The sequence below is a fragment of the Kitasatospora sp. NPDC058492 genome, assembly GCF_042720685.1.
Classification (GTDB): Bacteria; Actinomycetota; Actinomycetes; order Streptomycetales; family Streptomycetaceae; genus Kitasatospora.
Map to the genome: position 1 here is coordinate 72,048 of NZ_JBHXMU010000033.1, position 25,636 is coordinate 97,683.

At 72.9% G+C, this 25,636-nt stretch carries 23 protein-coding genes; 15 read left to right on the plus strand and 8 right to left on the minus strand.

Annotation, left to right across the window (positions count from 1 at the left end):
• Positions 1–91: 91 nt before the first annotated feature.
• The 4 genes from ACFWPI_RS22200 to ACFWPI_RS22215 form a co-directional block, all read right to left on the minus strand.
• Positions 92–640, minus strand: a complete 549-nt coding sequence (locus tag ACFWPI_RS22200) for an RNA 2'-phosphotransferase (protein ID WP_063351459.1) — start codon at positions 638–640, stop codon at positions 92–94.
• 32 nt (positions 641–672) lie between these two features.
• Positions 673–2,070: a metallopeptidase TldD-related protein gene (locus tag ACFWPI_RS22205; protein ID WP_363369106.1), complete on the minus strand. Its 1,398-nt coding sequence runs from the start codon at positions 2,068–2,070 to the stop codon at positions 673–675.
• Positions 2,070–3,671, minus strand: coding sequence for a TldD/PmbA family protein (locus tag ACFWPI_RS22210; protein ID WP_380376491.1), 1,602 nt, complete (start codon positions 3,669–3,671; stop codon positions 2,070–2,072). The genes ACFWPI_RS22205 and ACFWPI_RS22210 overlap by 1 nt, the downstream gene beginning before the upstream one ends.
• Before the next feature lie 127 nt (positions 3,672–3,798).
• Positions 3,799–4,944, minus strand: coding sequence for an MBL fold metallo-hydrolase (locus ACFWPI_RS22215; protein WP_380376493.1), 1,146 nt, complete (start codon positions 4,942–4,944; stop codon positions 3,799–3,801).
• A gap of 314 nt (positions 4,945–5,258) precedes the next feature.
• Between ACFWPI_RS22215 and fabG the strand changes: the two genes are divergently transcribed.
• Both fabG and fabI read left to right on the plus strand, forming a co-directional pair.
• On the plus strand, positions 5,259–5,978 hold the full coding sequence (gene fabG, locus ACFWPI_RS22220; protein ID WP_063349627.1) for a 3-oxoacyl-[acyl-carrier-protein] reductase: 720 nt from the start codon (positions 5,259–5,261) through the stop codon (positions 5,976–5,978).
• Positions 5,979–5,980: 2 nt separating this feature from the next.
• Positions 5,981–6,748, plus strand: coding sequence for an enoyl-ACP reductase FabI (gene fabI, locus ACFWPI_RS22225; RefSeq protein WP_371519511.1), 768 nt, complete (start codon positions 5,981–5,983; stop codon positions 6,746–6,748).
• Positions 6,749–6,826: 78 nt separating this feature from the next.
• Here fabI and ACFWPI_RS22230 read toward each other — a convergent pair whose 3' ends face one another.
• Positions 6,827–7,501, minus strand: coding sequence for a FadR/GntR family transcriptional regulator (locus ACFWPI_RS22230; protein ID WP_350887659.1), 675 nt, complete (start codon positions 7,499–7,501; stop codon positions 6,827–6,829).
• A 135-nt stretch (positions 7,502–7,636) separates the two neighbouring features.
• Here ACFWPI_RS22230 and ACFWPI_RS22235 point away from each other — a divergent pair, with 135 nt between their 5' ends.
• From ACFWPI_RS22235 to ACFWPI_RS22245, 3 genes are all read left to right on the plus strand, one after another.
• Positions 7,637–8,923, plus strand: a complete 1,287-nt coding sequence (locus ACFWPI_RS22235; protein WP_380379675.1) for a CynX/NimT family MFS transporter — start codon at positions 7,637–7,639, stop codon at positions 8,921–8,923.
• Between the two features lie 67 nt (positions 8,924–8,990).
• Complete coding sequence (locus ACFWPI_RS22240) at positions 8,991–9,113, plus strand: SGM_5486 family transporter-associated protein (RefSeq protein WP_279634939.1); 123 nt, start codon at positions 8,991–8,993, stop codon at positions 9,111–9,113.
• Between the two features lie 160 nt (positions 9,114–9,273).
• Positions 9,274–9,801, plus strand: a complete 528-nt coding sequence (locus tag ACFWPI_RS22245; RefSeq protein ID WP_063349631.1) for a histidine phosphatase family protein — start codon at positions 9,274–9,276, stop codon at positions 9,799–9,801.
• Between the two features lie 269 nt (positions 9,802–10,070).
• Here the strand turns inward: ACFWPI_RS22245 and serB are convergent, their stop codons facing one another.
• Positions 10,071–11,327, minus strand: coding sequence for a phosphoserine phosphatase SerB (gene serB, locus ACFWPI_RS22250; protein ID WP_063349632.1), 1,257 nt, complete (start codon positions 11,325–11,327; stop codon positions 10,071–10,073).
• Between the two features lie 212 nt (positions 11,328–11,539).
• Between serB and ACFWPI_RS22255 the strand changes: the two genes are divergently transcribed.
• The 3 genes from ACFWPI_RS22255 (at position 11,540) to ACFWPI_RS22265 (ending at position 16,199) form a co-directional block, all read left to right on the plus strand.
• Entirely contained in the window at positions 11,540–14,125 is a 2,586-nt protein-coding gene (locus tag ACFWPI_RS22255) for an FHA domain-containing protein (protein WP_380379680.1), read from the plus strand.
• 243 nt (positions 14,126–14,368) lie between these two features.
• The gene (locus ACFWPI_RS22260; RefSeq protein ID WP_380379694.1) at positions 14,369–15,526 is read left to right on the plus strand and encodes a GAF domain-containing sensor histidine kinase; all 1,158 of its coding nucleotides are present in this window, start codon (positions 14,369–14,371) and stop codon (positions 15,524–15,526) included.
• The gene (locus ACFWPI_RS22265; protein ID WP_380379683.1) at positions 15,519–16,199 is read left to right on the plus strand and encodes a response regulator; all 681 of its coding nucleotides are present in this window, start codon (positions 15,519–15,521) and stop codon (positions 16,197–16,199) included. The genes ACFWPI_RS22260 and ACFWPI_RS22265 overlap by 8 nt, the downstream gene beginning before the upstream one ends.
• Positions 16,200–16,253: 54 nt before the next feature.
• Here the strand turns inward: ACFWPI_RS22265 and ACFWPI_RS22270 are convergent, their stop codons facing one another.
• On the minus strand, positions 16,254–17,057 hold the full coding sequence (locus ACFWPI_RS22270) for a hypothetical protein (protein ID WP_063349635.1): 804 nt from the start codon (positions 17,055–17,057) through the stop codon (positions 16,254–16,256).
• 148 nt (positions 17,058–17,205) lie between these two features.
• Between ACFWPI_RS22270 and ACFWPI_RS22275 the strand changes: the two genes are divergently transcribed.
• From ACFWPI_RS22275 to ACFWPI_RS22300, 6 genes are all read left to right on the plus strand, one after another.
• Positions 17,206–17,997: an ABC transporter ATP-binding protein gene (locus ACFWPI_RS22275; protein ID WP_063349636.1), complete on the plus strand. Its 792-nt coding sequence runs from the start codon at positions 17,206–17,208 to the stop codon at positions 17,995–17,997.
• A gap of 166 nt (positions 17,998–18,163) precedes the next feature.
• Positions 18,164–18,574, plus strand: a complete 411-nt coding sequence (locus ACFWPI_RS22280) for an NfeD family protein (RefSeq protein ID WP_063351462.1) — start codon at positions 18,164–18,166, stop codon at positions 18,572–18,574.
• Between the two features lie 10 nt (positions 18,575–18,584).
• Complete coding sequence (locus tag ACFWPI_RS22285) at positions 18,585–19,634, plus strand: SPFH domain-containing protein (protein WP_063349637.1); 1,050 nt, start codon at positions 18,585–18,587, stop codon at positions 19,632–19,634.
• Between the two features lie 175 nt (positions 19,635–19,809).
• The gene (locus ACFWPI_RS22290; RefSeq protein ID WP_380379688.1) at positions 19,810–20,568 is read left to right on the plus strand and encodes a sulfite exporter TauE/SafE family protein; all 759 of its coding nucleotides are present in this window, start codon (positions 19,810–19,812) and stop codon (positions 20,566–20,568) included.
• Positions 20,569–20,707: 139 nt separating this feature from the next.
• On the plus strand, positions 20,708–21,013 hold the full coding sequence (locus ACFWPI_RS22295) for a 4a-hydroxytetrahydrobiopterin dehydratase (RefSeq protein WP_350887574.1): 306 nt from the start codon (positions 20,708–20,710) through the stop codon (positions 21,011–21,013).
• Positions 21,014–21,106: 93 nt separating this feature from the next.
• Complete coding sequence (locus ACFWPI_RS22300) at positions 21,107–23,074, plus strand: PQQ-binding-like beta-propeller repeat protein (protein WP_380379691.1); 1,968 nt, start codon at positions 21,107–21,109, stop codon at positions 23,072–23,074.
• A gap of 33 nt (positions 23,075–23,107) precedes the next feature.
• On the opposite strand, the gene ACFWPI_RS22305 is transcribed toward ACFWPI_RS22300, so the two are convergent.
• Positions 23,108–23,650, minus strand: a complete 543-nt coding sequence (locus tag ACFWPI_RS22305) for an HNH endonuclease (protein WP_063349641.1) — start codon at positions 23,648–23,650, stop codon at positions 23,108–23,110.
• Between the two features lie 292 nt (positions 23,651–23,942).
• Here ACFWPI_RS22305 and tyrS point away from each other — a divergent pair, with 292 nt between their 5' ends.
• A complete protein-coding gene (gene tyrS / locus ACFWPI_RS22310) occupies positions 23,943–25,214 on the plus strand; it encodes a tyrosine--tRNA ligase (protein ID WP_063351463.1) in 1,272 nt (423 codons plus the stop codon).
• Positions 25,215–25,636: the final 422 nt, after the last annotated feature.

Here is a 25,636-nt window from a genome sequence, read left to right on the forward strand (position 1 = left end):
GTGGGGCGGACCCACCCGGTCGGGTGTGCGAAGGGACTGTCCGGCCGATCGGGACGGCCGATCGGGACGGCAACAGGGATAGTGAGGGGCCTCACGACCGCCGGGAGAGGAACTGCGGCGGGACGGCGTCGGTGAGCCAGACGCCGTTGTCGCTGATCCGGAACTCGTGGCCGGCCGCCGCCATCGCGGCCGCGTTCACGGTGAGCACCACCGGGCGGCCGTGCCGGGCGCCGACCCGGACCGCGGTCTCGGTGTCCGCGGACAGGTGGACGTCCTGCCGGGCCATCGGGCGCAGGCCCTCCCGGAAGATCGACGCCAGGTGGCGGTCGGCGGTGCCGTGGTAGAGCACCGGGGGCGGCACGGTGGCGGCCAGGCCGAGGTCGACCGCCACCGTGTGGCCCTGGTTGGCGCGGATCGAGAGACCGTCCGCGGAGTAGCCGAAGCGGCGCTTGTTGTTGGTCGCCACCACGTGGTCCAGATCGGCCCTGGTCAGCCGGTTGCCCTTCGCCGCGAGGGCGGTGAGGAGCACGTCGATCCGGATCCAGCCGGACTCGTCCAGCGTGACGCCCACCCGCTCCGGTTCGTGCCGCAGGATGCGCGACAGCATCTTGCTCGTCTTGACCAGCCGCTTCTCGTCCATCATGTCTCTCGTATCCCCCCGTTGGTCAGTGGCTATGAGGCCTGGCTGACCGAACTCATGTTGAAGTCCGCGACACGCACGGGTGGCATCGCGGTGCGGGTGAAGTAGTCGCTCCACTCGCGGGGCAGGCAGCGCTCGGTGCGGCCCGCCTCGGTGATCCGGTCCAGCAGGTCCACCGGGGACTCGTTGAACCGGAAGTTGTTGACCGCGCCGACGACTTCGCCGTTCTCGACCAGGTAGACGCCGTCCCGGGTCAGACCGGTGAGCAGCAGCGTCGCCGGGTCCACCTCGCGGATGTACCAGAGGCAGGTGAGCAGCAGGCCGCGCTCGGTGCGGGCGATCATCTCGTCCAGGGTCGGCGCGCTGTCCTGGTCGGCCGTCTCCAGCACCAGGTTGTCGCCGAACGGGCGCAGCGGCAGGCCGGTGAGGCCGGCGGAGTGGCGGCTGGTGACCAGGTCGGTCAGCACGCCCTCGCGGATCCACTCGGTGGCGTCGATCGGCAGGCCGTTGTCGAAGACCGAGATGTCCCCGCCGGTCGAGTGCGCGAGGACGAACGGCTCCGACTCCAGGCCGGGTTCGGCCGGGTCCGTGCGCAGCGTGAGCGGCAGCCCGGCGAGCTTGTCGCCGATCCGGGTGCCGCCGCCGGGCTTGGAGAAGACGGTGCGGCCCTCGTGGGCGTCGCGGCCGACGGCGGACCAGGCGAGGCAGAGCATCAGGTCGGCGACGGCCGAGGGCGGCAGCAGCGTCTCGTACCGGCCGGCCGGCAGGTCCACCTTGCGGGCGCCCCAGCCGAGGCGCTTGGTCAGCTCGGTGTGCAGGGCGGTGACGTCCACGTCGGAGAAGTCCCGGGTGGCGGCGCCGGCCCACGCGGAGCCGGACAGGTCGGCGGTCTTGGCGTTGATCTCGACCATGCCGGTCGGCTGGTCGTGGCGCAGCCGCAGGCCGGTGGAGGTGCCCAGGTAGCTGCTGACCACCTCGTGCCGGGCGAAGCCGTACAGCAGTTCGCCCTGCGCGGCGGCCCGGGCGAAGGCCTCGCCGAGGGCCGGGCCGAAGGCGTCGAACACCGCGATCGAGGTCTCGGCGGGCGGCCGGGTGAAGTCCGGGGAGGACGGCCGGTCGGCCACCAGCGGCTGGGCGTCCTCGGCCGGGCCGGCCGCGCGGGCGGCCTCCTCGGCGGCGCGGACCAGGCCCTCCACCTCGTCCGGGGTGACGGCCTCGCGGGAGACCACGCCGGAGGCGGTGCCCTCGGCCCCGGCCACGGTGGCGATCACGGTGAGGCGGCGGCCGCGGGTGACGCCGTTGGTGGTCAGCGAGTTGCCGGCCCAGCGCAGGTTGGCGGTGGACTCCTCGTCGGCGATCACCACGCAGCCGTCGGCGCGGGCGAGGCCGAGTGCCAGCTCGACCAGTTCGTGGGGCTGCATCGCGGTCATCAGTGACCCGCCTCCTGCTGGGTGTTGAGCACGTTGACGTTGCGGAACAGCGCCGACGGGCAGCCGTGGCTGACCGCCGCGATCTGGCCGGGCTGCGCCTTGCCGCAGTTGAAGGCGCCGCCGAGGACGTAGGTCTGCGGGCCGCCGACCGCCGTCATCGAGCCCCAGAAGTCGGTGGTGGTCGCCTGGTAGGCGAAGTCCTTGACCTGGCCGGCGAGTTCGCCGTTCTTGATGGCGTAGGCGCGCTGGCCGGTGAACTGGAAGTTGTAGCGCTGCATGTCGATCGACCAGGAGCGGTCGCCGACGATGTACAGGCCGTTCTCCACCCCGGCGAACAGGCCCTCGGTGTCCGGGCCGTCGGCGGCGGGCTGGAGCGAGACGTTGGCCATCCGCTGCACCGGCACGTGGGCCGGGGAGTCCGCGAAGGCGCAGCCGTTGGAGCGCTCGAAGCCCTTCAGCTTGGCCATGCCGCGGTCGAGTTGGTACCCGACCAGGGTGCCGTCCTTGACCAGGTCCCAGGACTGGGTGGCGACGCCCTCGTCGTCGTAGCCGATCGTGGACAGGCCGTGCTCGGCGGTGCGGTCGCCGGTGACGTGCATCAGTTCGGAGCCGTACCTGAGCGAGCCGAGCCGGTCGAAGGTGGCGAAGGAGGTGCCGGCGTAGGCGGCCTCGTAGCCGAGGGCGCGGTCCAGCTCGGTGGCGTGGCCGATCGACTCGTGGATGGTCAGCCAGAGGTTGGACGGGTCGATGACCAGGTCGTAGCGGCCGGCCCGGACGCTCGGCGCCTTCATCTTCTCGGCCAGCAGGGTGGGCAGTTCGGCGAGTTCGGCGTCCCAGTCCCAGCCCGTCGCGGGCAGGCCCCGGCCGTCGGGGGACGGCCCCCGGACCCCCGTGAGGTACTCGAAGCCGCGCCCGACCGGCGGGGCCAGCGTGCGCATCGAGTCGAAGGCCCCGGTGCGCTCGTCCACCGAGGTGGCCTCCAGCGTGGGGTGCAGCCGGATCCGCTGCTGGGTGGTGACGGTGCCCGCGGTGTCCGCGTAGAACTTGTTCTCCTGGACGGTCAGCAGGCTCGCCTGGACGTGCGAGACGCCCTCGGCGGCCAGCAGCCGCGAACTCCACTCGGCGAGCAGTGCGGTCTTCTCCGCGTCCGGCACCTCGAAGGGGTTCACCTCGTAGGAGGAGACCCAGGTGGCGTCCCGGTACACCGGCTCGTCGGCCAGCTCGACCCGTTCGGCGGAGCCGGCGGCCCGGCTGATCCCGCCGGACAGGCGGGCCACCGCGACGGCCTGCTCGGCGACCCGCGCCGCCGCGTCGGCGGTGAGGTCCACCCCGGCGGCGAAGCCCCAGGCGCCGTCCAGCAGCACCCGGACGGCGAAGCCGAGTTGCACGCTGTCGGAGGTGCCGGCCGGGCGGGCGTCGCGCAGCCGCCAGGAGGCGCTGCGGACCCGCTCCAGGCGGAAGTCGGCGTGGGCGGCGCCGAGTTCGCGGGCCCGGGTGAGGGCGGCGTCGGCGAGGGTGCGCAGCGGGAAGGCGAGGAACAGCGGGTCGACGGCGCGCCCGTGCGGGGCACCGACGCTGTCGGCCGGAGGGATCGGAGGCAATCGTGCTCCCTGGTCGCGGAGGGTGGCGGTGCGGCGCCACACAGGGGCGCCCGCACCGCATCATGGCCGGTCCAGGGGGTTTCGGCCAGCGCATTTCGGCCGGTGCGCCGCCGTGGTGGCCGGTCGGTCAGCCGACGATCTCCCACCAGCCGTCCAGCTCCGGCGGGTTGTCCACGTCGACCCGCTCGCCGGGGCGCGGCACGGCCAGCGGGACGGCCTGCGCCTTGGCCTCGGCCAGCACCCGCTCGATCGGCTCGGCCCACGGGTGCAGGCCCAGGTTGAAGGTGCACCAGTGCACCGGCACCAGCAGGCCCGCCTGGAGGTCGCGGTGGGCGCGCACGGCGTCCTCGGGGGTCATGTGGATGTCGGCCCAGGCGGCGTCGTAGGCGCCGATCTGCACCAGCGCGGCGTCGAAGGGGCCGTGCCGGTCGCCGATCCGGGCGTAGCCCTCGAAGTAGCCGGAGTCGCCGGTGTAGAAGACCTTGCGGTCGGGGCCGGCGATCACCCAGGAGCCCCACAGGGTGGTGTTGCGGGTCAGGCCGCGGCCGGAGAAGTGGTGCGCCGAGGTGAGGGTGAGCACCAGGTCGCCGAGGGTGCAGGTCTCGTCCCAGTCCAGCTCGATGATGCGGTGCTCCGGGACGCCCCAGCGGCGCAGGTGGCCGCCGATGCCCAGCGGCACCGCGAACGGCGCGGACTGGCTGCGTACCAGGCGCTTGACCGTCGCCATGTCCAGGTGGTCGTAGTGGTCGTGCGAGATCAGCACGGCGTCGACCTGCGGCAGCTCCTCCAGTTCCACCGGCACCGGGTGCAGCCGCTTGGGGCCGACGTGCGCGGCGGGGGAGCAGCGCTCGCTCCAGATCGGGTCGAGCAGCACCCGGGAGCCCTCGATCTCCACCAGCGCGGAGGCGTGCCCGTACCAGGTGATCGCCACGCCCTCGGCGGCCGGGCCGGGGCCGCCGGCGGGGCGGACGGTCGGCACGGGGTGGGCGGGGACGCGGCCCTCGCGTTCGAACAGCATCCGGCGGATGGTGCCGCGGTCGATGTCCGGGGCGGTGGTGGCCCGGGCCAGGGTGGAGGGGGCGTTGTGGAAGACGCCGTCGCGGTACTGCGGCGAGTCGCGCACCCGCTCCTCGTGCTCGCCGTCCGGCCGCCGGCCGAACGCCGCCGGCAGGTCGCGCAGCGACCAGGCGGCCGCTCCCAGGCCGGCCGCGAGGGCGGTCAGGGCCAGCAGCCGTCCGTTCCGGTGGGTGCTCCTGGGCCGTGCCTTGGTCATGCGCCCTGCCTTCGTTCCTCGCGGGACCCTTCGGGGATCGGTACGGCCGGTCCCGGGTCGGCCCGCACCACGGGGGCAACGGGTGCGCGGGGCCGTGTTGTTCCCGTACGGCGGCGCCGGCTGGGCTCCGGCCGTGGTTCGGTCAGGGCGGCTGAGCAGGTGCGGGGCGCTGCGGGTACGGATTGTCGGATTGCGACAGTTCCTCCGGTGCGGCGCTGTGGGAGCCCGATGCGCCGACACCGCCGACCGCCCGATAGCGTCACACTGCGTACGCGTTCCGACGTACGTCCGCACACACGGAGAGAGGTGGATCGTTGAGCCGCTCGGTTCTCGTCACCGGAGGAAACCGGGGCATCGGCCTCGCGATCGCCCAGGCCTTCGCCGAGGCGGGTGACAAGGTCGCCATCACCAGCCGCTCGGGCGAGGTGCCGGAGGCCCTGCAGAAGTACGACGTCCTCGCGGTGCGCTGCGACATCACGGACGCCGCGCAGGTCGACGCCGCCTTCACCGAGATCGAGGAGAAGCACGGCGCGGTCCAGGTGCTGGTCGCCAACGCGGGCATCACCAACGACACCCTGCTGCTGCGCATGTCCGAGGAGGACTTCACCTCCGTCCTGGACACCAACCTGACCGGGGCCTTCCGGGTGGTCAAGCGCGCCTCGAAGCTGATGATGCGCGCCCGCAAGGGCCGCGTCGTGCTGATCTCGTCCGTGGTGGGCCTGTCCGGCTCGCCGGGCCAGTCGAACTACGCCGCGTCCAAGGCGGGCCTGGTCGGCTTCGCCCGGTCGCTGGCGCGCGAGCTGGGCCCGCGCAACATCACCGTCAACGTGGTCGCCCCCGGCTTCGTCGACACCGACATGACCGCTGTGCTCAGCGACGAGCGCCGCGCGGACATCGTCTCGGGCGTGCCGCTGGGCCGCTACGCGTCGCCCGCCGAGGTCGCGTCCACCGTGCGGTTCCTCGGTTCGGACGAGGCCGCGTACATCACCGGAGCCGTCATTCCCGTGGACGGCGGATTGGGCATGGGTCACTGAGCATGACTGGAATCCTTGAGGGCAAGCGCATCCTGATCACGGGTGTGCTGATGGAGTCCTCCATCGCCTTCCACGCCGCCAAGCTCGCCCAGGAGCAGGGTGCGGAGATCATCCTCACCGCGTTCCCGCGCCCGAGCCTGACCGAGCGGATCGCCAAGAAGCTGCCGAAGCCGGTCACCGTGCTGCCGCTGGACGTCTCCAGCGCGGAGGAGCTGGCGGGCATCGCCGACACGGTCCGCGAGCACCTGCCGACCCTGGACGGCATCGTCCACTCGATCGGCTTCGCCCCGCAGGACGCCCTGGGCGGCAACTTCCTGGACACCCCGTGGGAGTCCGTGGCCACCGCGATGAACGTCTCGGCCTTCTCGCTGAAGTCGCTGACCATGGCGCTGCTGCCGCTGATGCAGGACGGCGGCTCGGTCGTCGGCCTCACCTTCGACGCGCAGTTCGCCTGGCCGCAGTACGACTGGATGGGCCCGGCCAAGGCGGCCCTGGAGTCGACCAACCGCTACCTGGCGCGCTACCTGGGCGAGCGGGACATCCGCTGCAACCTGATCTCGGCCGGCCCGCTCGGCTCGATGGCCGCCAAGTCCATCCCGGGCTTCGGCGACCTCGCGGACACCTGGAACCACCGCTCCCCGCTGAAGTGGGACCTGACCGACCCGGAGCCGGCCGGCCGCGGCATCGTCGCGCTGCTCTCGGACTGGTTCCCGAAGACCACCGGCGAGATCATCCACGTCGACGGCGGTCTGCACGCCATCGGCGCCTGACCGCTCCGCCGCACGCCGCTGCCCGGCACCCCTCGTGGGGGTGCCGGGCAGCGGCGTTCCGGGACGCTTCGGGGCGCCTCAGGCGTCGGCGGGGGTGCACGCGCCGATGGCGCGGCCGGCCTCGACGGAGGCGCGCTGGGCGTCGCCGGCCCGGATGGCGTCGAGGATGGTGGCGTGGCCGATGTAGCGCTCGGCGATCAGCTCGGGGCCGACGTCGTGCCGCAGGTGGGCGCGGGTGACCTCGCCGAGGTCGGCGTAGACGGCGGCCAGCACGTCGTTGTGGGCGGCGGCGACGACGGCCTGGTGGAACGCGGCGTCGGCCTGGATGAAGTCCTCGGCGTCGCCGGAGTGCCAGGCGCTCTCGCGGCGGCCCAGCGCGGCGTCCAGCAGGCCGAGGTCGCGGTCGGTGCGGCGGGCCGCGGCGAGGCCGGCCGCGGAGGTCTCCAGGGCGGCCCGCAGCTCGGCGACCTGCGCCTGGTCGGCGTCGGCGAAGCGGCGGTGCATGACCCCGGCCAGCTCGCTGGTGGCGAGCACGTAGGTGCCGGAGCCCTGGCGGATGTCGAGCAGCCCGTTGTGGGCGAGGGCGCGGACGGCCTCGCGGACGGTGTTGCGGGCGACGCCGAGCTGTTCGACGAGTGCGGCCTCGGTGGGGATGCGTGAGCCGACGGGCCACTCTCCGGAGGTGATCTGGGCGCGCAGCTGCGCGATCACCTGGTCGGACAGCGGGGTGCGCCTCGGCGAGGACAGCGCCACGGGTACTCCTTGCGGCTACGGTTCGATGGACGGGGCCGGCGGGTGGGAGGGCCGGCGTCCGGTGGGGGTGCGGGTCGGCACATCATGCCAATTCGAAGGTGCGCCGATTCATCCCATCATTCTATGATGGTGCCCATGCCTCCCGCAGCAGACACCACCGCCTCCCCACGAACCGAGGCCCGGCCGCAGACCGAGCGGCCCTCCACGCCCTCCTCCGGCAAGCACCTGGGCTGGCTGTTCGCCGTCGCGATCGCCGCCGCCGCCTTCAACCTGCGCCCCGTGGTCACCAGCCTCGGACCGCTGCTCGACCAGGTCCGCGCCGGCCTCGGGATGAACCCGACGCTCGCCGGGCTGCTCACCGCCGTCCCGTCGCTCTGCTTCGGCCTGTTCGGCTTCGCCGCGCCCTCGATGGCCCGGCGGATCGGCCCGATCGCCGTGATCACCGCCGGCATGGGCGCGATCACCGTGGGCGTGCTCTCCCGCTCCTTCGCCGGCGGCACCGCGGTGTTCCTGCTGCTGACCGCGCTCGCGCTGGCCGGCGTGGCAGTCTCCAACGTGCTGATCCCGGTGGTGATCAAGCGCTACTTCCCGGACAAGGTCGGTCCGATGATCGGCCTGTACTCGATGGCGCTGTCGGCCGGCACCGCGCTGGCCGCCGCCGTCACCGTGCCGATGACCAGCGCGCTCGGCGGCGACTGGCGCTACGGCCTGGGCGTCTGGGCCGGCCTCGCCGCGCTGGCCCTGCTGCTCTGGCTCCCGGTGCTGCTGACCAAGCGCGAGCGCGGCGAGCGCGCGGGCGGGGCGGCCGCCGCCAGGCTGCCGATCACCCGCAGCCGGACGGCCTGGGCGATGGCCTGCTTCTTCGGCCTCCAGGCCACCGGCGCCTACGTGGTGATGGGCTGGATGCCGAAGATCTTCCAGGACGCCGGCGTCGACAAGGGCACCTCCGGGGTGCTGCTCGCGGTGACCATGGTGATCGGCGTGCCGGTCTCCTTCGTGCTGCCCAACCTGGCCGCCCGCCGCGGCGACCAGCGGCTGTTCGTCGTCGTGCTGGCCGCCTGCGGCATCGCCGGGTACGCCGGGCTGGCGCTGGCCCCGGCCGGCGCGTCGTGGCTCTGGGCGGTCCTGGTGGGCCTGTCCAACTGCGCCTTCCCGCTGGTGCTGACGATGATCGGGCTGCGCGCCCGCACCGCCGGCGGGGTCGCCCAGCTCTCCGCCTTCGCCCAGGGCGTCGGCTACCTGATCTCCATCCCCGGCCCGATCCTGATCGGCCGGATCTACCAGATGACCGGCGAGTGGTACGGCCCGCTGGGCTTCCTGGCGCTGCTGCTGGTGCCGCAGATGCTGTTCGGCCTGCGGGCCGCGATGGCCCGGCACATCGAGGACGAGGCGGTCCACCCCGTGGCGCAGGTCAAGGCCTGACCAAGGGCCGGCCAACGCCGAGGGGTCGGTGACCGACGGGCGTGTTCGGGGTGGAAGAATCCCGGACATGCCCGTTCTCGATCCCAACCCGACCGACGGCCGCAAGCAGCTCGGCCAGATCGCCCTGGCGATCGCCGGCATCGTGGTGCTGGTGGCGATCATCGCCTCCGTCGCCGCCGCCATAGGCTGATCCGGTCCATCCCCCCCCGCGCACGACCGCCGCTCACCGGCCACCCCCGTTTATCGGAAGGGCCGGACGAACGGCGGATGATGACACCCGCCACCCCTGCGAGTGGCGGCATCCGGGAGCATCGCGCCCCGGAGCGGCTTTTCTGCCAAGCTTGCTGGGTATGAGCGCCGACACGTCCCGCAGGATCATCGTTCTCCGCCATGCCAAGGCCGACTGGCCCAACGGCGTGGACGACCACGAGCGGCCGCTGGCCGACCGGGGCCGTCACCAGGCCCCGGACGCCGGCCGCTGGCTGGTCGACTCCGGCATCAACCCCGAGTACGTGCTCTGCTCCACCGCGCTGCGCACCCGCGAGACGTGGAAGCTGGCGGCGCACGAGCTGCCGAAGCGGGCCCGCAAGACCGTGTACGAGGACCGGATCTACGAGGCCAGCCCCGGCGAGATCATCGCCGTCCTCCAGGAGACCCCGGAGGAGTACGCGGACGTGGTGCTGGTCGGGCACAACCCCGGCGTGCTGGGCCTGACCCAGGTGCTGGCCGGGGACGCGGGCGACCGGGACGCGCTGGAGCGGCTGCGGCTCGGCGGCTTCCCGACGGCGGCGATCGCGGTGCTCAGCTTCAGCGGCTCGTGGAAGGGCGTCGAGCCGGGCGCGGCCGCGCTGGTCTCGTACTACACGCCGCAGGACTGACCCGGTACGGAGCTCCGGGTTCCGTACGGGTTCCGTTGCTCCGGGCTCCGGGCTTCGATGACGACGAGGGGCGGGGGGGGCCGCGGCCCCCCCCCCCCCCCCCGGGGGGGGGGGGGGGGGCGGGGGGGGGGGGCGGGGCCCCCGGCCGGCCCCCCCCCCCCCCCCCCGCCCGCTCCACGTGGGCCCCGTCGCGGCGGCCCGCGGCGACGCCGCCCCGCGCCGCGCCCCCCGCCCCCGCCCCCCCCGCCCCTCTCGTGCGTCTTCAGGCCTTACTCGGTCAGGCTGCCGTCCACCTCGTCGGCCGCCTCGACCTCCTCCCGGGTGATGCCCAGCAGGTACAGCACGGTGTCCAGGAACGGCACGTTGACGGCGGTGTCGGCGGCCTCGCGCACCACCGGCTTGGCGTTGAACGCCACACCCAGCCCGGCCGCGTTCAGCATGTCCAGGTCGTTGGCGCCGTCGCCGATCGCCACCGTCTGCGACAGCGGCACCTTCGCCTGCTCGGCGAACCGGGCCAGCCAGCGGGCCTTGCCCGCGCGGTCCACGATCTCGCCGACCACCCGGCCGGTGAACTTGCCGTCCACCACCTCCAGGGTGTTGGCGGCCGCGAAGTCCAGCCCCAGCTCCTCGACCAGGTGGTCGGTGACCTGGGTGAACCCGCCCGACACCACCGCGACCTGGAAGCCCAGTCGCTGCAGGGTGCGGATCAGGGTGCGCGCCCCCGGCGTGAAACGGACCTCCGCGCGTACCTTCTCGGTCACCGAGGCGTCCAGCCCGGCCAGCAGCGAGACCCGGGCCCGCAGCGACTCGGCGAAGTCCAGCTCGCCGCGCATCGCCTGCGCCGTCACCTCGGCGACCTCCTCCTCGCAGCCCGCGTGGGCCGCGAACAGCTCGATCACCTCGTCCTGGATGAGCGTGGAGTCGACGTCCATCACCACCAGGCGCTTGGCCCGGCGCTCCAGCCCGGCCGCGACCACCGCGACGTCCACCCGCTGGGCGGCCGCCTCCTGGGCCAGCTCGGCCCGCAGCTCGTCGGTGGCCACACCGGACACGGCCAGCTCGACCGCCGTCACCGGGTACTTGGCGAGTCGGAACACACGGTCGATGTTGCCGCCCGCCGCGGTGATCCGGGAGGTGAGCGCGGAGACGGCGGCGGAGGTCAGCGGATTGCCGAGCACGGTGACGTGCGAACGGCCCTCGCGGCGCGGCCGGTTGTCGCCGATGCCGGAGAGGATCTCGGCCTGGAGCTTCTGCTCCTCCGCCCAGCGGTGCACGGTGGCCCGCAGCCCGCCCTCGGCGCCGGGGGCGGTGGGCGGGGTGACCAGTGCGCAGAGCGTGATGCGGCCACGGGTCACGACCTGTTCGATGTCGATCACGTCGACGGCGAAGCCGGCCAGGGTGGCGAAGAGGCCGGCGGTGATGCCGGGGCGGTCCTTGCCGAACACCTTGACGAGCAGGGTGCGCTCGTCCGCGGTCCGGGGCTGGGCGGCGGGGAGGGGCTCAGCGGCCAGGGGCGATGCGTTCATGGTGCCTCCCACGCTACCCGCCGGCCGGCGGGCCCAGAGCACCCGTCCCACGTCGCGGACGGGTGCCGGGTAGCAGCCTGGTCACAGTCACCCGGGGTGACTTTTATTGGCGGTCAGCAGGCTGGAATGATTCCCCCCGTCAGTTTCGGAAACATCGCACCCCTGGTCGGGGGCACAATTCGGGGGAACCGAGAGAGCGGGGCAGGCGCGCAGTGCCGCAACTCGTCATCGATATCAACGGACAGCAGCGGACTCTGGAGCCCGGGCGGTCCTACACCATCGGGCGCAACCCGCAGTCGGACTTCCCGTTCGACGACGCCAGGGTCTCCTGGCACCACGGGACCATCACCTTCAACGGCAGCGGCTGGCAGCTGGACGACCACGGCAGCACCAACGGCACCTACACGGCCGGTGCCCGGACGATGCAGACCCAGCTGTTCCCCGGCGCCGTCGTCAACCTCGGCAACCCGGAGAACGGACCCCGGCTCGGCTTCTCCGCGCCCGCCCACGCAGCCCCGCACGCCGCCGCCCCCCAGGCTCCCGCCTGGCACGAGGCCGCCACCAGCCGCAGCGCCGCGCCGACGCCCCAGCCGCCGGCCCCGCAGCAGGGCTGGTCGCCGCAGGCCCCCTACCCGCCGCAGCCCGAGCAGGCCTGGGCGGGCCGGCCCCAGCCGCCGTTCCCGCAGCAACAGCAGCAGCACGCGCCCCAGCCCCAGCAGGGCGGCTTCCCGCAGCAGCAGGCCTTCCCGCCCGACCCGCAGGACGGCGCCGGCCCGCAGCCGACGATCATCCGCAACCTGACCGCCGCCATGCGCACCGTCCGGATCGGCCGCGCGCTCGACAACGACGTCGTGGTCTCCGACCTCCAGGTCTCCCGCCACCACGCCGAGCTGCGCCAGCTCCAGGACGGCCGCTACGAGATCGTCGACCTCGGCAGCCACAACGGGATCTTCCTCAACGGCCAGCGGGTGCAGCGCCAGCTGATGGGCCCGCAGGACCGGCTGACCGTCGGCCACTCCAGCTTCGTGCTGGTCGGCGACCAGCTGCAGGAGTTCGTCGACACCGGCGCGGTCTCCTTCTCCGCCCGCCACCTGACCGTCGAGGTCGAGCACAAGGGCGCCAAGAAGATCCTGCTCGACGACGTCAGCTTCGGCGTCCCGGAGAAGTCCCTGGTCGCCGTCATCGGCCCGTCCGGCTCCGGCAAGTCGACCCTGCTGCGCGCCCTCACCGGCTACCGCCCGGCCGACCGCGGCGAGGTCCTGTACGACGGCCGCAACCTCTACAAGCAGTTCGCCGAGCTCCGCTCGCGCATCGGCCTGGTGCCGCAGTCCGAGATCCTGCACAAGGAACTCACCGTCCGCACCGGCCTCAAGTACGCGGCCCAGCTGCGCTTCCCCGGTGACACCGAGGCGCGCGAGCGCGCGGCCCGGATCGACGAGGTGCTGTACGAGCTGCGCCTGGACAAGCGCGCCGACAACAAGATCACCGCGCTCTCCGGCGGCCAGCAGAAGCGCGTCTCGGTCGCCCTGGAACTGCTCACCAAGCCGTCGCTGATCTTCCTGGACGAGCCCACCTCGGGCCTCGACCCGGGCATGGACCGCGAGGTCATGCAGATGCTGCGCGGTCTCGCCGACGACGGCCGCACCATCCTGGTCGTCACCCACTCGGTGGCCGAACTCGCGCTCTGCGACCGGCTGCTGGTGATGGCGCCGGGCGGCGCGGTGGCCTACTTCGGCCCGCCGGACGAGGCGCTGCACTTCTTCGGCTACGAGACCTGGGCGGACGTCTTCCAGGCCTTCGAGAACTACCCGGACCACGACTGGGCCGGCCGCTACCGCGGCTCGGTGCACTACCAGCAGTACTCCGCCCCCGACGTGGAGTCGGGCGAGGTGCAGCACGCCCAGGTCGCCCAGGAGGCCGTCCGGCCGCCGAAGCCGCAGAGCTGGGGCTCGCAGCTGTGGACGCTGATGCGCCGCTACATGTCGGTCCTCGCCTCGGACCGCGGCTTCCTGGCGCTGTCGGTGCTGCTGCCCGCCGTCATCGGCGCGGTCAGCGTGCTGGTCCCCAACGGGGCGGGCCTCGCGCCCAACCCGAACACGCAGCTCCACCTCAACAGCGGGGCCGCGACGATTCTCATGATCCTGGCGATCGGAGCCTGCTTCTCCGGAGCGGCCAACTCCGTCCGCGAGCTGATCAAGGAACGGGCCATCTACGAACGGGAACGGGCCACCGGGCTCTCCCGCTCGGCGTACATGATGTCCAAGATCATCGTGCTGGGATTCTTCAGCGTGATCCAGGGCGCCATCGTCGCCGCGGTCGGCTTCCTGCCGCGCAAGCTCCCCGAGCACGGCCTGATCGTCAAGGACCTGCCGATCATCGAGATGACCATCGGCATGATCCTGCTCAGCTTCACCGCGATGATGTTCGGCCTGATGATCTCGGCCCTGGTCAAGACCGCCGAGAAGACCATGCCGCTGCTGGTCATGTTCGCCATCATCCAGGTCGTCTTCACCGGCTGCCTGTTCCAGCTCTTCGGCAAGCCCGGCCTGGAGCAGGCCGCTTGGCTGATGCCGGCCCGCTGGGGCACCGGCATCGTGGCCACCACACTGGACCTGTCCAAGCTCATGGGCCCCTGGAACAAGGACTTCCAGAACCCCCAGTACGACCCGCTGTGGACCAACAGCGTCGCCCAGTGGGCGATCGACGCGGGCGCGCTGATCGCGATCTCGATCGTCATCGGCGTCATCGTCACCCGGCTCCAGCGCCGCCACGAGCCCGAGGTCATGCAGAAGGGCTGACCCCCTTCGCCCCGCCCGCCTTCGCCCCGCCCGCCGAGGGGCGGCCCTCCCATCACCCGGAGAGCCGCCCCTCGGCCGTTGCGCAGGCCCCGAGTCCTAGGTCCCGAGGCCTGCGCCCACCCCGGCCGCGGACCGACGCGGCGGCGCCCGCGGCGGCGGTAGTTTGGCGGTATGCCCAGCACGCCCAGCGACCACCGGAGCCCGGCCGGCCCGCACCTCGACCTGCGCGGCCCGGCCCGCCCGATGCCCGGCTGCGACCCCTGCCTGGCCGGCATCGAGGCGGTCAGCCAGGCGCTGCTCGCGATGAGCCGGCCCTTGGAGGTCCGCGAGGTGCTGCGCCGCATCACCGCCTCCGCCCGCGACCTGCTCGGCGCCGAGTACGCGGCCCTGGGCGTGCCCGACGACCACGGCGGCTTCGCCCAGTTCGTCGTCGACGGCGTCACCGACGAGCAGTGGCGGGCGATCGGCCCGCTGCCCCGCCAGCACGGCGTCCTCGCCAAGATGCTGCACGAGACCGGCCCCACCCGGCTCGCCGACGTCCGCAAGGCCCCGGCCTTCGGCGGCTGGCCGGCCGCCCACCCCGAGATGGACGCCTTCCTCGGCATGCCCATCCTGGACGCCGAGGCCGCCGAGGACGAACCGCAGGTCACCGGCGTCATCTTCCTCGCCAACAAGCGCGGCGGCGGCCTGTTCACCGACCACGACGAGGAACTGCTGCGGATACTCGCCGCGCACGCCGCCCTCGCCCTCTCCAACGCCCGCCTGTACGAGCGCAGCCGCGAACTCACCCTGGCCGGCGAACGCGCCCGCATCGCCCACGACCTGCACGACGCCGTCGCGCAGAAGCTCTTCTCGCTGCGGCTCACCGCCAAGGCCGCCGCCACGCTCGTCGACCGCGATCCGGCCCGGGCCCGCGCCGAACTCGCCGAGGTCGCCCGGCTCGCCGCCGAGGCCGCCGACGAACTGCGCGCCGTCGTCGTCGAACTGCGCCCCGCCGCCCTGGAGGAGGACGGGCTGAGCGCCACCCTCGCCTCCCAGGTGCAGGTCCTCGACCGGGCCCACACCGCGGACGTCGCCTTCGCCGCCGACGGCGTCCGCGCCCTGCCGCCCGCGCAGGAGGCCGCGCTGCTGCGGGTCGCCCAGGAGGCGCTGCACAACGCGCTGCGCCACTCCGGCGCGGGCCGCGTCACCGTCACCCTGGCCGGCACGCCCGCGCGCGGCGCCGTGCTGCGGGTGCGCGACGACGGGCACGGCTTCGACCCCGAGTCCGTCCGCCGGGCCGGGCGCCACCTCGGCCTGGCCTCGATGCGCGACCGCGCGGCCGCCGTCGGCGGCACGCTCACCCTGGAGTCCGCCCCCGGCCGGGGGACGCTCGTCGAGATGGAGGTCCCCGGTGCCTGACCGCACGCCCGACCGCACGCCGTCGATCCGCGTCCTGCTGGTCGACGACCACCAGGTGGTCCGCCGCGGGCTGCGCACCTTCCTGGAGGTCCAGGACGACATCGAGGTGGTCGGGGAGGCCGCCGACGGGGCCGAGGGCGTCGAGCGCGCCCGCGAACTCGACCCCGACGTCGTCCTGATGGACCTCAAGATGCCCGGCGTCGACGGCATCGAGGCGCTGCGCACGCTCAAGGGCGAGGGCAGCCGGGCCCGGATCCTGATCGTCACCAGCTTCACCGAGCACCGCACGATGGTCCCCGCGCTGCGGGCCGGCGCCGCCGGGTACGTCTACAAGGACGTCGACCCGGAGGCGCTGGCCGGCGCGATCCGCTCGGTGCACGCCGGCCACGTCCTGCTCCAGCCCGAACTGGCCGAGGCGCTGCTCGCCGACGACGGCCCGCGCGCCCCGCAGGGCCGCGGCGGCACCCTCACCGAACGCGAGCGCGAGGTCCTCGGCCACATCGCCGACGGCCGCTCCAACCGGGAGATCGCCCGCAGCCTGCACCTGTCGGAGAAGACGGTGAAGACCCACGTCTCCAACATCCTGATGAAGCTGGACCTGGCGGACCGGACCCAGGCGGCCCTGTGGGCCGTCCGCAACGGCGAGGCGCGGGACGGCGGCGGCCCGTCCTAGCGGTCCGCGTGCTCCCGGTAGCTCAGCGGTCCGCGTGCTGAGCAGCTCTCGTACTCAGCGGTCCTCGCGCTCGTCGACCAGCGCGTTGTACGCCGCCACCTGCGCCCGCCGGGCGGTGCGCCGCAGCGGCGCCAGCACCGCCTGCCGCGCCGCCATCTCGGAGGCGCTGACCGCCGCGCCGTGCCCGCCCGCGGCGATCGCCAGCAGCGCCGACACCTGCCGGGCCGACTCCAGCACCCGCACCGCACGCGGCGGGTACCCGGGCGCCAGCAGTTCGGCGTGCCCGCGCCGGCGGTACGCCTCCAGCGCCCGCAGTGCCTCCGGCCCGGCGCCCGCCACGTCCAGCCGGGTCAGCAGGAGCGTCGCCTCGCGCAGCCCGTCGGCCAGCTCCCGTTCGGCCTCGTGCAGCGACGGGACGTCGGCCGGCGGTGTGTCGTTGGTCTCAAGGCAGCGCCACAGCACCGTCGCCGAACGGTCCCCGGCCGGGCCGAACACCTCCACCTCCGGCACCAGTCCGAGCGGGACGCCCACCGCCAGCACCGCCTCCCCGACGCCCATCGCCCGCTCGTTGAACGGCGCCGGACCGGTCAGCCCCAGCGGGTGCCCGGCGGACGGCAGAGCCAGCCGCAGGCCCTTCACCCCGAGCACCCGAAGCCGTCCCAGCGCCCAGGTGAGGCCGTGCCGTTCGCCCGGCCCGTCCCCGGGCAGTCCGGTCACCCGGTGGCTCTCGTCGTCGCCCAGCACGGCCGCGGCGGCGTTGTCCGGCGGCACCAGACCGGCCAGCAGGGCGTTGCCCCACGCGGTCAGCCGCCCCGAACGGGGTTCTTCGTACGGATTGTCGGGAGGAGTCGCGAGCATCCGGCCAGCCTACGGAATCGGCGGTCATCCGCGTGGCGTAGGTTTGCCCATGCGTGTGCGGCGCACCCACCCCGTGCCCACCGGCTGCCGGAGTAGGCTCGCCGCCCGCACCGACGGCCGAAATTCTTGTATTGGGGAAGGCGTAGGCATGAGCGACGTGCTGGAGCTGGTGGACGTATCCGTGGTCCGGGAGGGACGCGCGCTGGTCGACCAGGTCTCGTGGTCCATCTCCGAGGGGGAGCGCTGGGTCATCCTGGGCCCCAACGGCGCCGGGAAGACCACCCTGCTGCAGATCGCCGCCACCTACCTGTTCCCGACCGCGGGCAAGGTGTCGGTGCTGGGCGAGAAGCTGGGCGAGGTCGACGTCTTCGAGCTGCGCTCCCGGATCGGCCTGGCCGGCGCCGCCATGTTCGACAAGCTGCCGGCCGAGCAGACGGTGCTGCAGACCGTGCTGACCGCCGCCTACGGCATGACGGTCAGCTGGCAGGAGACCTACGAGCAGTTCGACGAGTCCCGCGCGCTCGCGCTGCTCGACCGGATGGGCATGTCCAACCTCACCGGCCGCAAGTTCGGCACCCTCTCCGAGGGCGAGCGCAAGCGCACCCTGATCGCCCGCGCCCTGATGACCGACCCCGAGCTGCTGCTGCTCGACGAGCCCGCGGCCGGTCTGGACCTCGGCGGCCGCGAGGACCTCGTCCGCCGGCTCGGCGCGCTCGCCCAGGACGAGTTCGCCCCGGCCATGGCGATGGTCACCCACCACGTCGAGGAGATCGCGCCGGGCTTCACCCACGTCCTGATGATCCGCCAGGGCAAGGTGCTCACCGCCGGTCCGATCGACACCGAGCTGACCGCCCGCAACCTCTCCAAGTGCTTCGGCCTGCCGCTCACCCTGGAGCGCCACGGGGACCGCTGGTCCGCGCAGGGCCTGCCGCTGGGCTGAGCCCCCGTCCGCACCTCGCACGCACCTCGTACGCGCCTCGCACGCTCCGATGTCGTCGGGTTTCCGGGGACCGGTCGCACGCGCGACCGGTTTCCGCCCCACGACCTGCGGGAACTGTCCACCTCGAAGGCCCTTCGCTCCCTAGGATGGACACGTGGACAGCTGGATCTGGTGGCTCCTGGCCGCCGTCGGGCTCGGCATACCGCTGGTGCTGACCGCGATGCCGGAGTTCGCCATGTTCGCGGTCGGTGCGCTGGCGGCCGCCGGCGTGGCCGGGCTGGGCGGAGGCGCGGTCTGGGAGACCCTGGTCTTCATCGCGGTCTCGGTCTCGCTGCTGGTCTTCGTCCGCCCGATCGCCTACCGGCAGCTGCGGCAGGGCCCGCACATCAAGATGGGCATCGAGGCGCTCCAGGGCGCCACCGCGGTCGTCGCGGAAACCGTCGACGGGGAGGGCGGACGGATCAAGCTGAACGGCGAGATCTGGTCGGCCCGCGCGCTCCACCCGGACAGCGTGTACCAACCGGGGCAGCAGGTCGACGTCGTCGAAATCCAGGGCGCGACCGCCCTGGTCGTCTAGGGGAGAGTCCGTGGAACCCGTCCTTATCGTTTTGGTCGTCCTGGTCGTGGTGGCCTTCATCGCGCTGATCAAGACGATCCAGGTCATCCCGCAGGCCAGCGCCGCGATCGTGGAGCGCTTCGGCCGCTACACCCGGACGCTCAACGCAGGTCTGAACATCGTCGTCCCGTTCATCGACCGGGTCCGCAACCGGATCGACCTGCGCGAGCAGGTCGTGCCGTTCCCGCCGCAGCCGGTGATCACCCAGGACAACCTGGTGGTCAACATCGACACGGTGATCTACTACCAGGTCACCGACCCGCGCGCGGCCACCTACGAGGTCGCCAGCTACATCCAGGCCATCGAGCAGCTGACCGTCACCACGCTGCGCAACATCATCGGCTCGATGGACCTCGAATCCACCCTGACCTCGCGCGAGGTCATCAACGCCGGTCTGCGCGGCGTCCTGGACGAGGCCACCGGCAAGTGGGGCATCCGGGTCAACCGCGTCGAGCTGAAGGCGATCGAGCCGCCCACCTCCATCCAGGACTCGATGGAGAAGCAGATGCGCGCCGACCGTGACAAGCGCGCCGCGATCCTCACCGCCGAGGGCCAGCGGCAGGCCCAGATCCTCAAGGCCGAGGGTGAGAAGCAGGCCGACGTGCTCCGGGCCGAGGGTGAGGCGCAGGCCGCGGTGCTGCGCGCCGACGGTGAGGCGGCCGCGATCCGGACGGTCTTCGAGGCCATCCACGACGGCGACGCCGACCAGAAGCTGCTCGCCTACCAGTACCTGCAGACCCTGCCCGAGCTGGCCAAGGGCGACTCCAACAAGCTCTGGATCATCCCCAGCGAGGTCGGCGACGCCCTCAAGGGCCTCGGCGGCGCCTTCGGCGGGCTGACCGGCAACCCCGGCATCAACGGCGGCGCGGTCGCCGCCCCGAGCGTGCCGCCGGCGGCCCCCGCGGCCACCCAGGTGCCGCTCGACCCGGCGGCTGGCCCGCGCCCGGTGGACACCGAGAAGGGTGCCGCCCGCCCCCGGGTGGACCCGGCCCGCGAGTACCGCAAGATCGACCCGGAGTGACCGGCTGAACCGTCCGGCCCGGGGGCCCGCCACCGCACGGTGGCGGGCCCCCGGCGTGTGGCGGTCGTGGCGTGTGGCGGTTGTGGCGTACGTCCCGAATCGTGGGCGGCCCTGGTCCGACCGGCGGGCCGTCCGGCATGATCCCCCCGGACAGGACCGAGAGGAGAGGTGACCCATGACGCTCTGGGAGGGCATCGCCGTCCTGGTGGCGGGCGTCGGCGCCGGGATGATCAACGTGATCGTCGGCTCCGGCACGCTGATCACGTTCCCGGTGCTGCTCGCCATCGGGATTCCGCCGGTCACCGCCAACGTCTCCAACACCTTCGGCCTGGTGCCCGGTTCGCTCAGCGGCGTGATCGGCTACCGCCGCGAGCTGGCCGGCCAGGGCCACCGGCTGCTGCGCCTGGGCACCGCCTCGCTGCTCGGCGGACTGGTCGGTGCGCTGCTGCTGATCAGACTGCCGAAGGGCGCCTTCGACGCGATCGTCCCGGTACTGATCCTGCTCGCCCTCGTCCTGGTGGTGATCCAGCCCAGGGTCGCCAAGGCGGTCGCCGCCCGCCGCCGCCCCGACGTCGACCCGGACGGCGGCCTGCTGCTGTTCGTCGGCGTCTTCCTCACCGGCATCTACGGCGGCTACTTCGGCGCCGCGCAGGGCGTCCTGCTGCTGGCGCTGATGGGCATGCTGCTCCAGGAGGACCTGCAGCGGATCAACGCCGTGAAGAACGCGCTGGCGATGGTCGTCAACGGCGTCGCCGCGCTGTTCTTCCTGTTCACCTCCACCGTCAACTGGGCGGCCGCCGGCCTGATCGCGGCGGGCTCGCTGGTCGGCGGCCTGTTCGGCGCCAAGGTCGGCCGCCGCCTGCCGCCGGCCGCGCTGCGCGGGATCATCGTGGTGGTCGGCCTCGTCGCGGTCACCAAACTGCTGCTGAGCTGATGAGCTGAGCAGCGTCGGGGGCCGCCTGGCGGGGCTGTCCGTCAGCGGCTGTGTCGTCCGGTGCGCAGGGCCCCGGCTCGGTATGTTCCTCGCAGTGCACGCCTGACCGGACGGCGAGACGACGAACGGAAGAGCTTCGATGAGCAGCAGGGCACGGCTGAGCGAGGACGAGATCACGGCGGCCCTGGCCGCACTGCCGCGGTGGACCAGGGAGGGCGACAGCATCGTCCGCGCCGCCGACGCCCCCGACTTCCCGGCGGCGATCCGGGTGGTCGTCGCCGTCGCCGAACAGGCCGAGGCGCTCGACCACCACCCCGACGTCGACATCCGCTGGCGCACCCTGCGCTTCGTCCTCTCCACCCACAGCGCGGGCGGGCTGACCGGCCTGGACTTCACCCTGGCCGCCCGCATCGACGAGGCGCTGAACGCCGAGTCCGCGGGCTGACCTCCCGGACCCCCGAGGCCGGGGCGGCGCGCTCGAACGGGCGTGAGATGCTGACTGCCGCATCGGCAGGCGGCTCGGGAGGGACGGGAACGGATGGCGCAGGAGCCCTTCGGAGACGCCCAGCAGCAGCTGTGGTACCCCCAGGGCCAGCAGGCCTGGCCGGTCGGCGGGCACCAGGAGCCGCAGGAGCCCCCGCAGGACCACCCGCAGCAGGAGTACTGGCAGACGACGGCGGGCTACGGCCAGGGCGCGTACGGGCAGGGCGGGTACGGGCAGGACCTGCCGTACCCGCAGCCGGACGGGCAGGGCTCGCCGTACGGACAGGACCCGCAGTACGGGCAGACCGGGTACGTCCAGGGCGGCTACGTCCAGGGCGGTTACGCCGAGGGGCAGTACCAGCCGTACCACCCGCACCCGGACCACGGGCAGCAGCAGTACGCGCCGTACGCCGTCCAGGAGCAGCCTGCGGGGGAGGGGCTGTACGTCCCGGTGGGGGCGGAGTACTCGGCCGACGGGTACGTGCACATCGAGGACGCCGAGCCCGTTCCGGTGGAGCCGTCCACGGAGCCGGAGCCCGAGCCGGGTACGACGCCCGAGGCCGCGCCCGTCGCGCCGTCGCGGGCTGCCGCCCGTCGGGGCAGGTCCTCGAAGGCGGGCTCCCCGAAGGCAGGCTCTCCGGGGGCGGGTTCTTCGGAGGCGGGCTCTTCGCTCTCGGCCAGGGCCCGGGCCGCCGCCGGGGCGGTGCTCACCGGCGAGCACGTGCCCAGCCGGCGGACCCTGCTGGTGCGCGCCGGCGCCGGGGTGGCCGCGCTGGGCGTGCTGGTCGCGGCCGGTCTGATGGTCGGGGCCGAGGGTGGCGGCAGCGCGGCCGCGACCAGCGGCGGGGAGCCCGGTTTCGCCGTCGCGCACACCAAGGTGTGGTCCGCCCAGCCCGCCGCGTCCGGGTCGTCGGGTGACGACACGCTGGTCGGCAGCTGGCTGCTGGCCGATGCGGTGGTCCGCGCCGACGCCGCCGGTGTGCGGGCCTACGACCTCGCGGCCGGCAAACCCGTCTGGTCGGTGGAGCCACCGGCGGCCGGGGCCGTCCCGTGCGGGCTGTCGGCGGGGGTCAACCAGGCGGGGCTGGGCGCGGTGCTGTTCCGGGCCCAGGCCGATCCGAAGAGCCCGTGCACGCTGGTCGCCGCCGTGGACACCAAGACCGGCAAGACCGCGTGGACGAAGACCGTCTCGGACGCCAAGGGTGCGTACGGCGCGCGGATCGGCGTCACCGAGGACAAGGTGATCGCGGTCGGCGACGACCGGGCGGTCGCCTGGGAGTCCGCGGACGGCAAGGACGTCTGGCAGTACACCGGGCAGGGCAAGTTCTGCACCCTGTCCGGCGGCGTGACCGGCAAGACCGTGCTGGTCGCCTCCTCCTGCGCCGACTCGACCCCCGCCGACCAGGCCGTCGCACTGAACACGGCGGACGGCAAGGTCAGTTGGTGGCGCGGCCTGAACAACCGGCCGAAGACGGTGAGCGTGCTGTCCGCCGAGCCGTCCGTCGTCCTCACCACGGGCGAGAAGCCGGAGGACGACCGGGTGTTCGCCTGGGGCGCGGGCGGCGACCCGGCCGCCGAGATCCCGGTGGTCGGCGACGGCGGCCGGCTGGACGTCGCCCACGGCACGTTCTCGGCCACCCCCGAGGTGTTCTTCCAGAACCGCACGATGGTCACCACGTTCGTCCCGGCGAACGGCGGCGGACCGGTCGCGGCGGTCGGTTACGACCTCGACACCGGCAAGCAGCGCTGGAAGGCGCCGACCGCCGCCAAGGGCACCGTCCGGGCGGTCGGCGTCGACGGCGGCGCGCTGGTGCTCGCCGCCGACGAACGCCGCGACCAGCCCGCCCGCCTCAGCCGGTTCCCGCTGGCCGGCGGTCAGGAGGCGACCGGCGGCAACTTCCCGCAGGGCACCGGTTCGCTGCTGGTCTCCGGGCGGGTGCTGATCGGCGGCGGGCGGGTGGTCGTGATGCCCGAGCACTCGGCCAACTACGGCACGGCGGCGGGCTACCAGGCGAAGGGCTAGCCCGCCCCCGTCGGGCGCGGCTCGCGGCCGCGTTCACGCCGCCGGGACGGCTGTCGGAGCGGGCTGGCCCGGCACGGCCGGCAGCCAGTCGGCCAGCTCCCGGGCCTCCGAGCCGCGCAGGCCGAGCGCCAGCATGAGGGTGGCCTGCGGGGTCGGCACGAACGGCCGGCGCAGCAGCCGCATCCCGGCCTGCTCGGGTGTCCGGTCCGCCTTGCGCTGGTTGTCCTCCGGGCACGCGGCCACGGTGTTCAACCAGCTGTCCTCCCCACCGCGCGACCTGGGCTGCAGGTGGTCCACCGTGGTGGCCCGCCGCCCGCAGTACGCGCACAGGTGCTGGTCCCGGGCCAGGACACCCCGCCGCGACCACGGCGCCTGTTGTCGGAACGGCACTCTCACGTAGCGCTGAAGCCTGATCACCCGGGGCACCGGGATGCTGACGCCCGTCCCCCGGACCGTGCGCAGCGGATGCGCCTGCTCCACCACCGCCTTGTCCTGGAGCACCAGGACGACGGCGCGCTGGAGTGACACCGTCGTCAGGGGCTCGTAGCTCGCGTTCAGAACCAGCGTGTTGCGCACTTGGCACACCCTTCCCGTGGGCGTGCCACGGCGGCACGACCGTCTCCACACACGTCACTGCCGCCGCACGGCGGTGACACCACTCTGAACGGGCCCACAGCCGACGAACAACGGAATTTCCGGTATCGGGCAGACGCCGGAGGGGCCGGGGGAGGAGTGCGGCACGACGCTCGGGGAAAACCCGCTGGCCCCGACCGCGTAGGCTCTACCACGCTGGAGTCGTACCGACCCGGGGTCCGAGAGAACCGGGCCCGCCACCGGGCGGGCGCCCGATCGAAGGAGAAGCGTGACCGTGACGGACATCGTCGACGAGCTGCGGTGGCGGGGGCTGATCGCCCTGTCCACCGACGAGGACGCACTGCGCAAGGCGTTCGCGGACGGCCCGGTCACGTTCTATTGCGGCTTCGACCCGACGGCCCCCAGCCTGCACCTCGGCAACCTCGTGCAGATCCTCACCATGCGCCGCATCCAGCAGGCGGGAAACCTCCCGCTCGGCTTGGTCGGCGGCGCCACGGGCCTCATCGGTGACCCGAAGCCCACCGCGGAGCGCGTCCTCAACGACCCCGAGACGGTGGCCGGCTGGGTCGAGCGACTGCGGGGCCAGATCTCGCGCTTCCTCGATTTCGAGGGCCCCTACGCGGCGCGCATGGTCAACAACCTGGACTGGACGTCCGGGATGTCGGCCATCAGCCTGCTACGCGACGTGGGCAAGTACTTCCGCGTCAACAACATGATCGCCAAGGAGGCCGTCGCCCGACGGCTCAACTCCGACGCGGGTATCAGCTACACCGAGTTCAGCTACCAGATCCTGCAAGGCATGGACTACCTGGAGCTGAACCGTCGCTACGGCTGCACCCTGCAGACCGGTGGCAGTGACCAGTGGGGCAACCTGACCGCCGGCACGGACCTGATCCGCAAGGCCGACGCCAAGTCCGTGCACGCGCTGGCCACGCCGCTGATCGTCAAGGCCGACGGCACCAAGTTCGGCAAGACCGAGTCCGGCACGGTCTGGCTCGACCCCGAGCTGACCACCCCGTACGCCTTCTACCAGTTCTGGCTGAACGCGGACGACCGGGACGTCCCCAACTTCCTGCGGATCTTCAGCTTCCGCTCGAAGGAGGAGATCGAGGAGCTGGAGCGCGAGACCACCGAGCGCCCCGCCGCCCGCCTCGCCCAGCGAGCCCTCGCCGAGGAGCTCACCACCCTCGTCCACGGCGCCGAGCAGTACGAGCGCGCGGTCGCCGCGTCCAAGGCGCTGTTCGGCCAGGGTGACCTCGCCGACCTGGAGGCGCCGACCCTGGCCGCCGCCCTGGCCGAGGTCCCGAAGGCCGAGGTGGCCGAACTCCAGTCGGTGGTCGACCTGTTGGTCGCCGTCGGCCTGGCACCGAGCCGTTCGGCCGCCCGCCGCACGGTCAAGGAGGGCGGCGCCTACCTCAACAACGTCAAGGTGACGGACGAGGAAGCGGTGCCGGCCGAGGCCGACCTGCTGCACGGCCGCTGGCTCGTGCTGCGCCGCGGCAAGCGCAACCTGGCGGCGGCGGAGCTGGTTCCGGCTACGGCGTGACCGAAACACGACGCCGCTGAGCTGCGGCTTCGACATACGAGGGCGGGATCCAGCCGGATCCCGCCCTCAGTGTTTGACGATGTCGTCCGGGTGGCCTAGTGTTGAACGAGTCGCTGATGCGGCCACCCCACTCTGCGGGACCCACCCTCACCTCGATTCCCATTGACATGGGTTTGTTGGCATTTCCGTCAACCGTGGTGAGTGTGAATTTCGGGTAACAACCGAAATGCGCTAATGTGGAGGCCGTCGCGGAAAGCGGCCCGACCAGTTCGGGAAATCGGATGAATGAAACTCCGGAAAACGGAGCGGAAAACATCTGGTAAGCTGGAAACACGAAAGAACGAAGCGCCCGGAGGGCCCGCTGGAAGGCGGTCCGAAGGAAGTGTCCGTTCCTTGAGAACTCAACAGCGTGCCAAAAGTCA

Excerpts from the sequence above, each read along its gene's own strand:
- ACFWPI_RS22235 (WP_380379675.1), top strand. The coding sequence starts at position 7,637 with ATGCCTCCCGCAGCAGACACCACCGCCTCCCCACGAACCGAGGCCCGG.
- ACFWPI_RS22290 (WP_380379688.1), top strand. The coding sequence starts at position 19,810 with ATGACGCTCTGGGAGGGCATCGCCGTCCTGGTGGCGGGCGTCGGCGCC.
- ACFWPI_RS22295 (WP_350887574.1), top strand. The coding sequence starts at position 20,708 with ATGAGCAGCAGGGCACGGCTGAGCGAGGACGAGATCACGGCGGCCCTG.
- ACFWPI_RS22205 (WP_363369106.1), bottom strand. The coding sequence starts at position 2,070 with ATGACCGCGATGCAGCCCCACGAACTGGTCGAGCTGGCACTCGGCCTC.
- fabI (WP_371519511.1), top strand. The coding sequence starts at position 5,981 with ATGACTGGAATCCTTGAGGGCAAGCGCATCCTGATCACGGGTGTGCTG.
- ACFWPI_RS22300 (WP_380379691.1), top strand. The coding sequence starts at position 21,107 with ATGGCGCAGGAGCCCTTCGGAGACGCCCAGCAGCAGCTGTGGTACCCC.
- ACFWPI_RS22260 (WP_380379694.1), top strand. The coding sequence starts at position 14,369 with ATGCCCGGCTGCGACCCCTGCCTGGCCGGCATCGAGGCGGTCAGCCAG.
- serB (WP_063349632.1), bottom strand. The coding sequence starts at position 11,327 with ATGAACGCATCGCCCCTGGCCGCTGAGCCCCTCCCCGCCGCCCAGCCC.
- ACFWPI_RS22240 (WP_279634939.1), top strand. The coding sequence starts at position 8,991 with ATGCCCGTTCTCGATCCCAACCCGACCGACGGCCGCAAGCAGCTCGGC.
- ACFWPI_RS22245 (WP_063349631.1), top strand. The coding sequence starts at position 9,274 with ATGAGCGCCGACACGTCCCGCAGGATCATCGTTCTCCGCCATGCCAAG.
- ACFWPI_RS22215 (WP_380376493.1), bottom strand. The coding sequence starts at position 4,944 with ATGACCAAGGCACGGCCCAGGAGCACCCACCGGAACGGACGGCTGCTG.
- ACFWPI_RS22270 (WP_063349635.1), bottom strand. The coding sequence starts at position 17,057 with ATGCTCGCGACTCCTCCCGACAATCCGTACGAAGAACCCCGTTCGGGG.
- ACFWPI_RS22200 (WP_063351459.1), bottom strand. The coding sequence starts at position 640 with ATGGACGAGAAGCGGCTGGTCAAGACGAGCAAGATGCTGTCGCGCATC.
- ACFWPI_RS22275 (WP_063349636.1), top strand. The coding sequence starts at position 17,206 with ATGAGCGACGTGCTGGAGCTGGTGGACGTATCCGTGGTCCGGGAGGGA.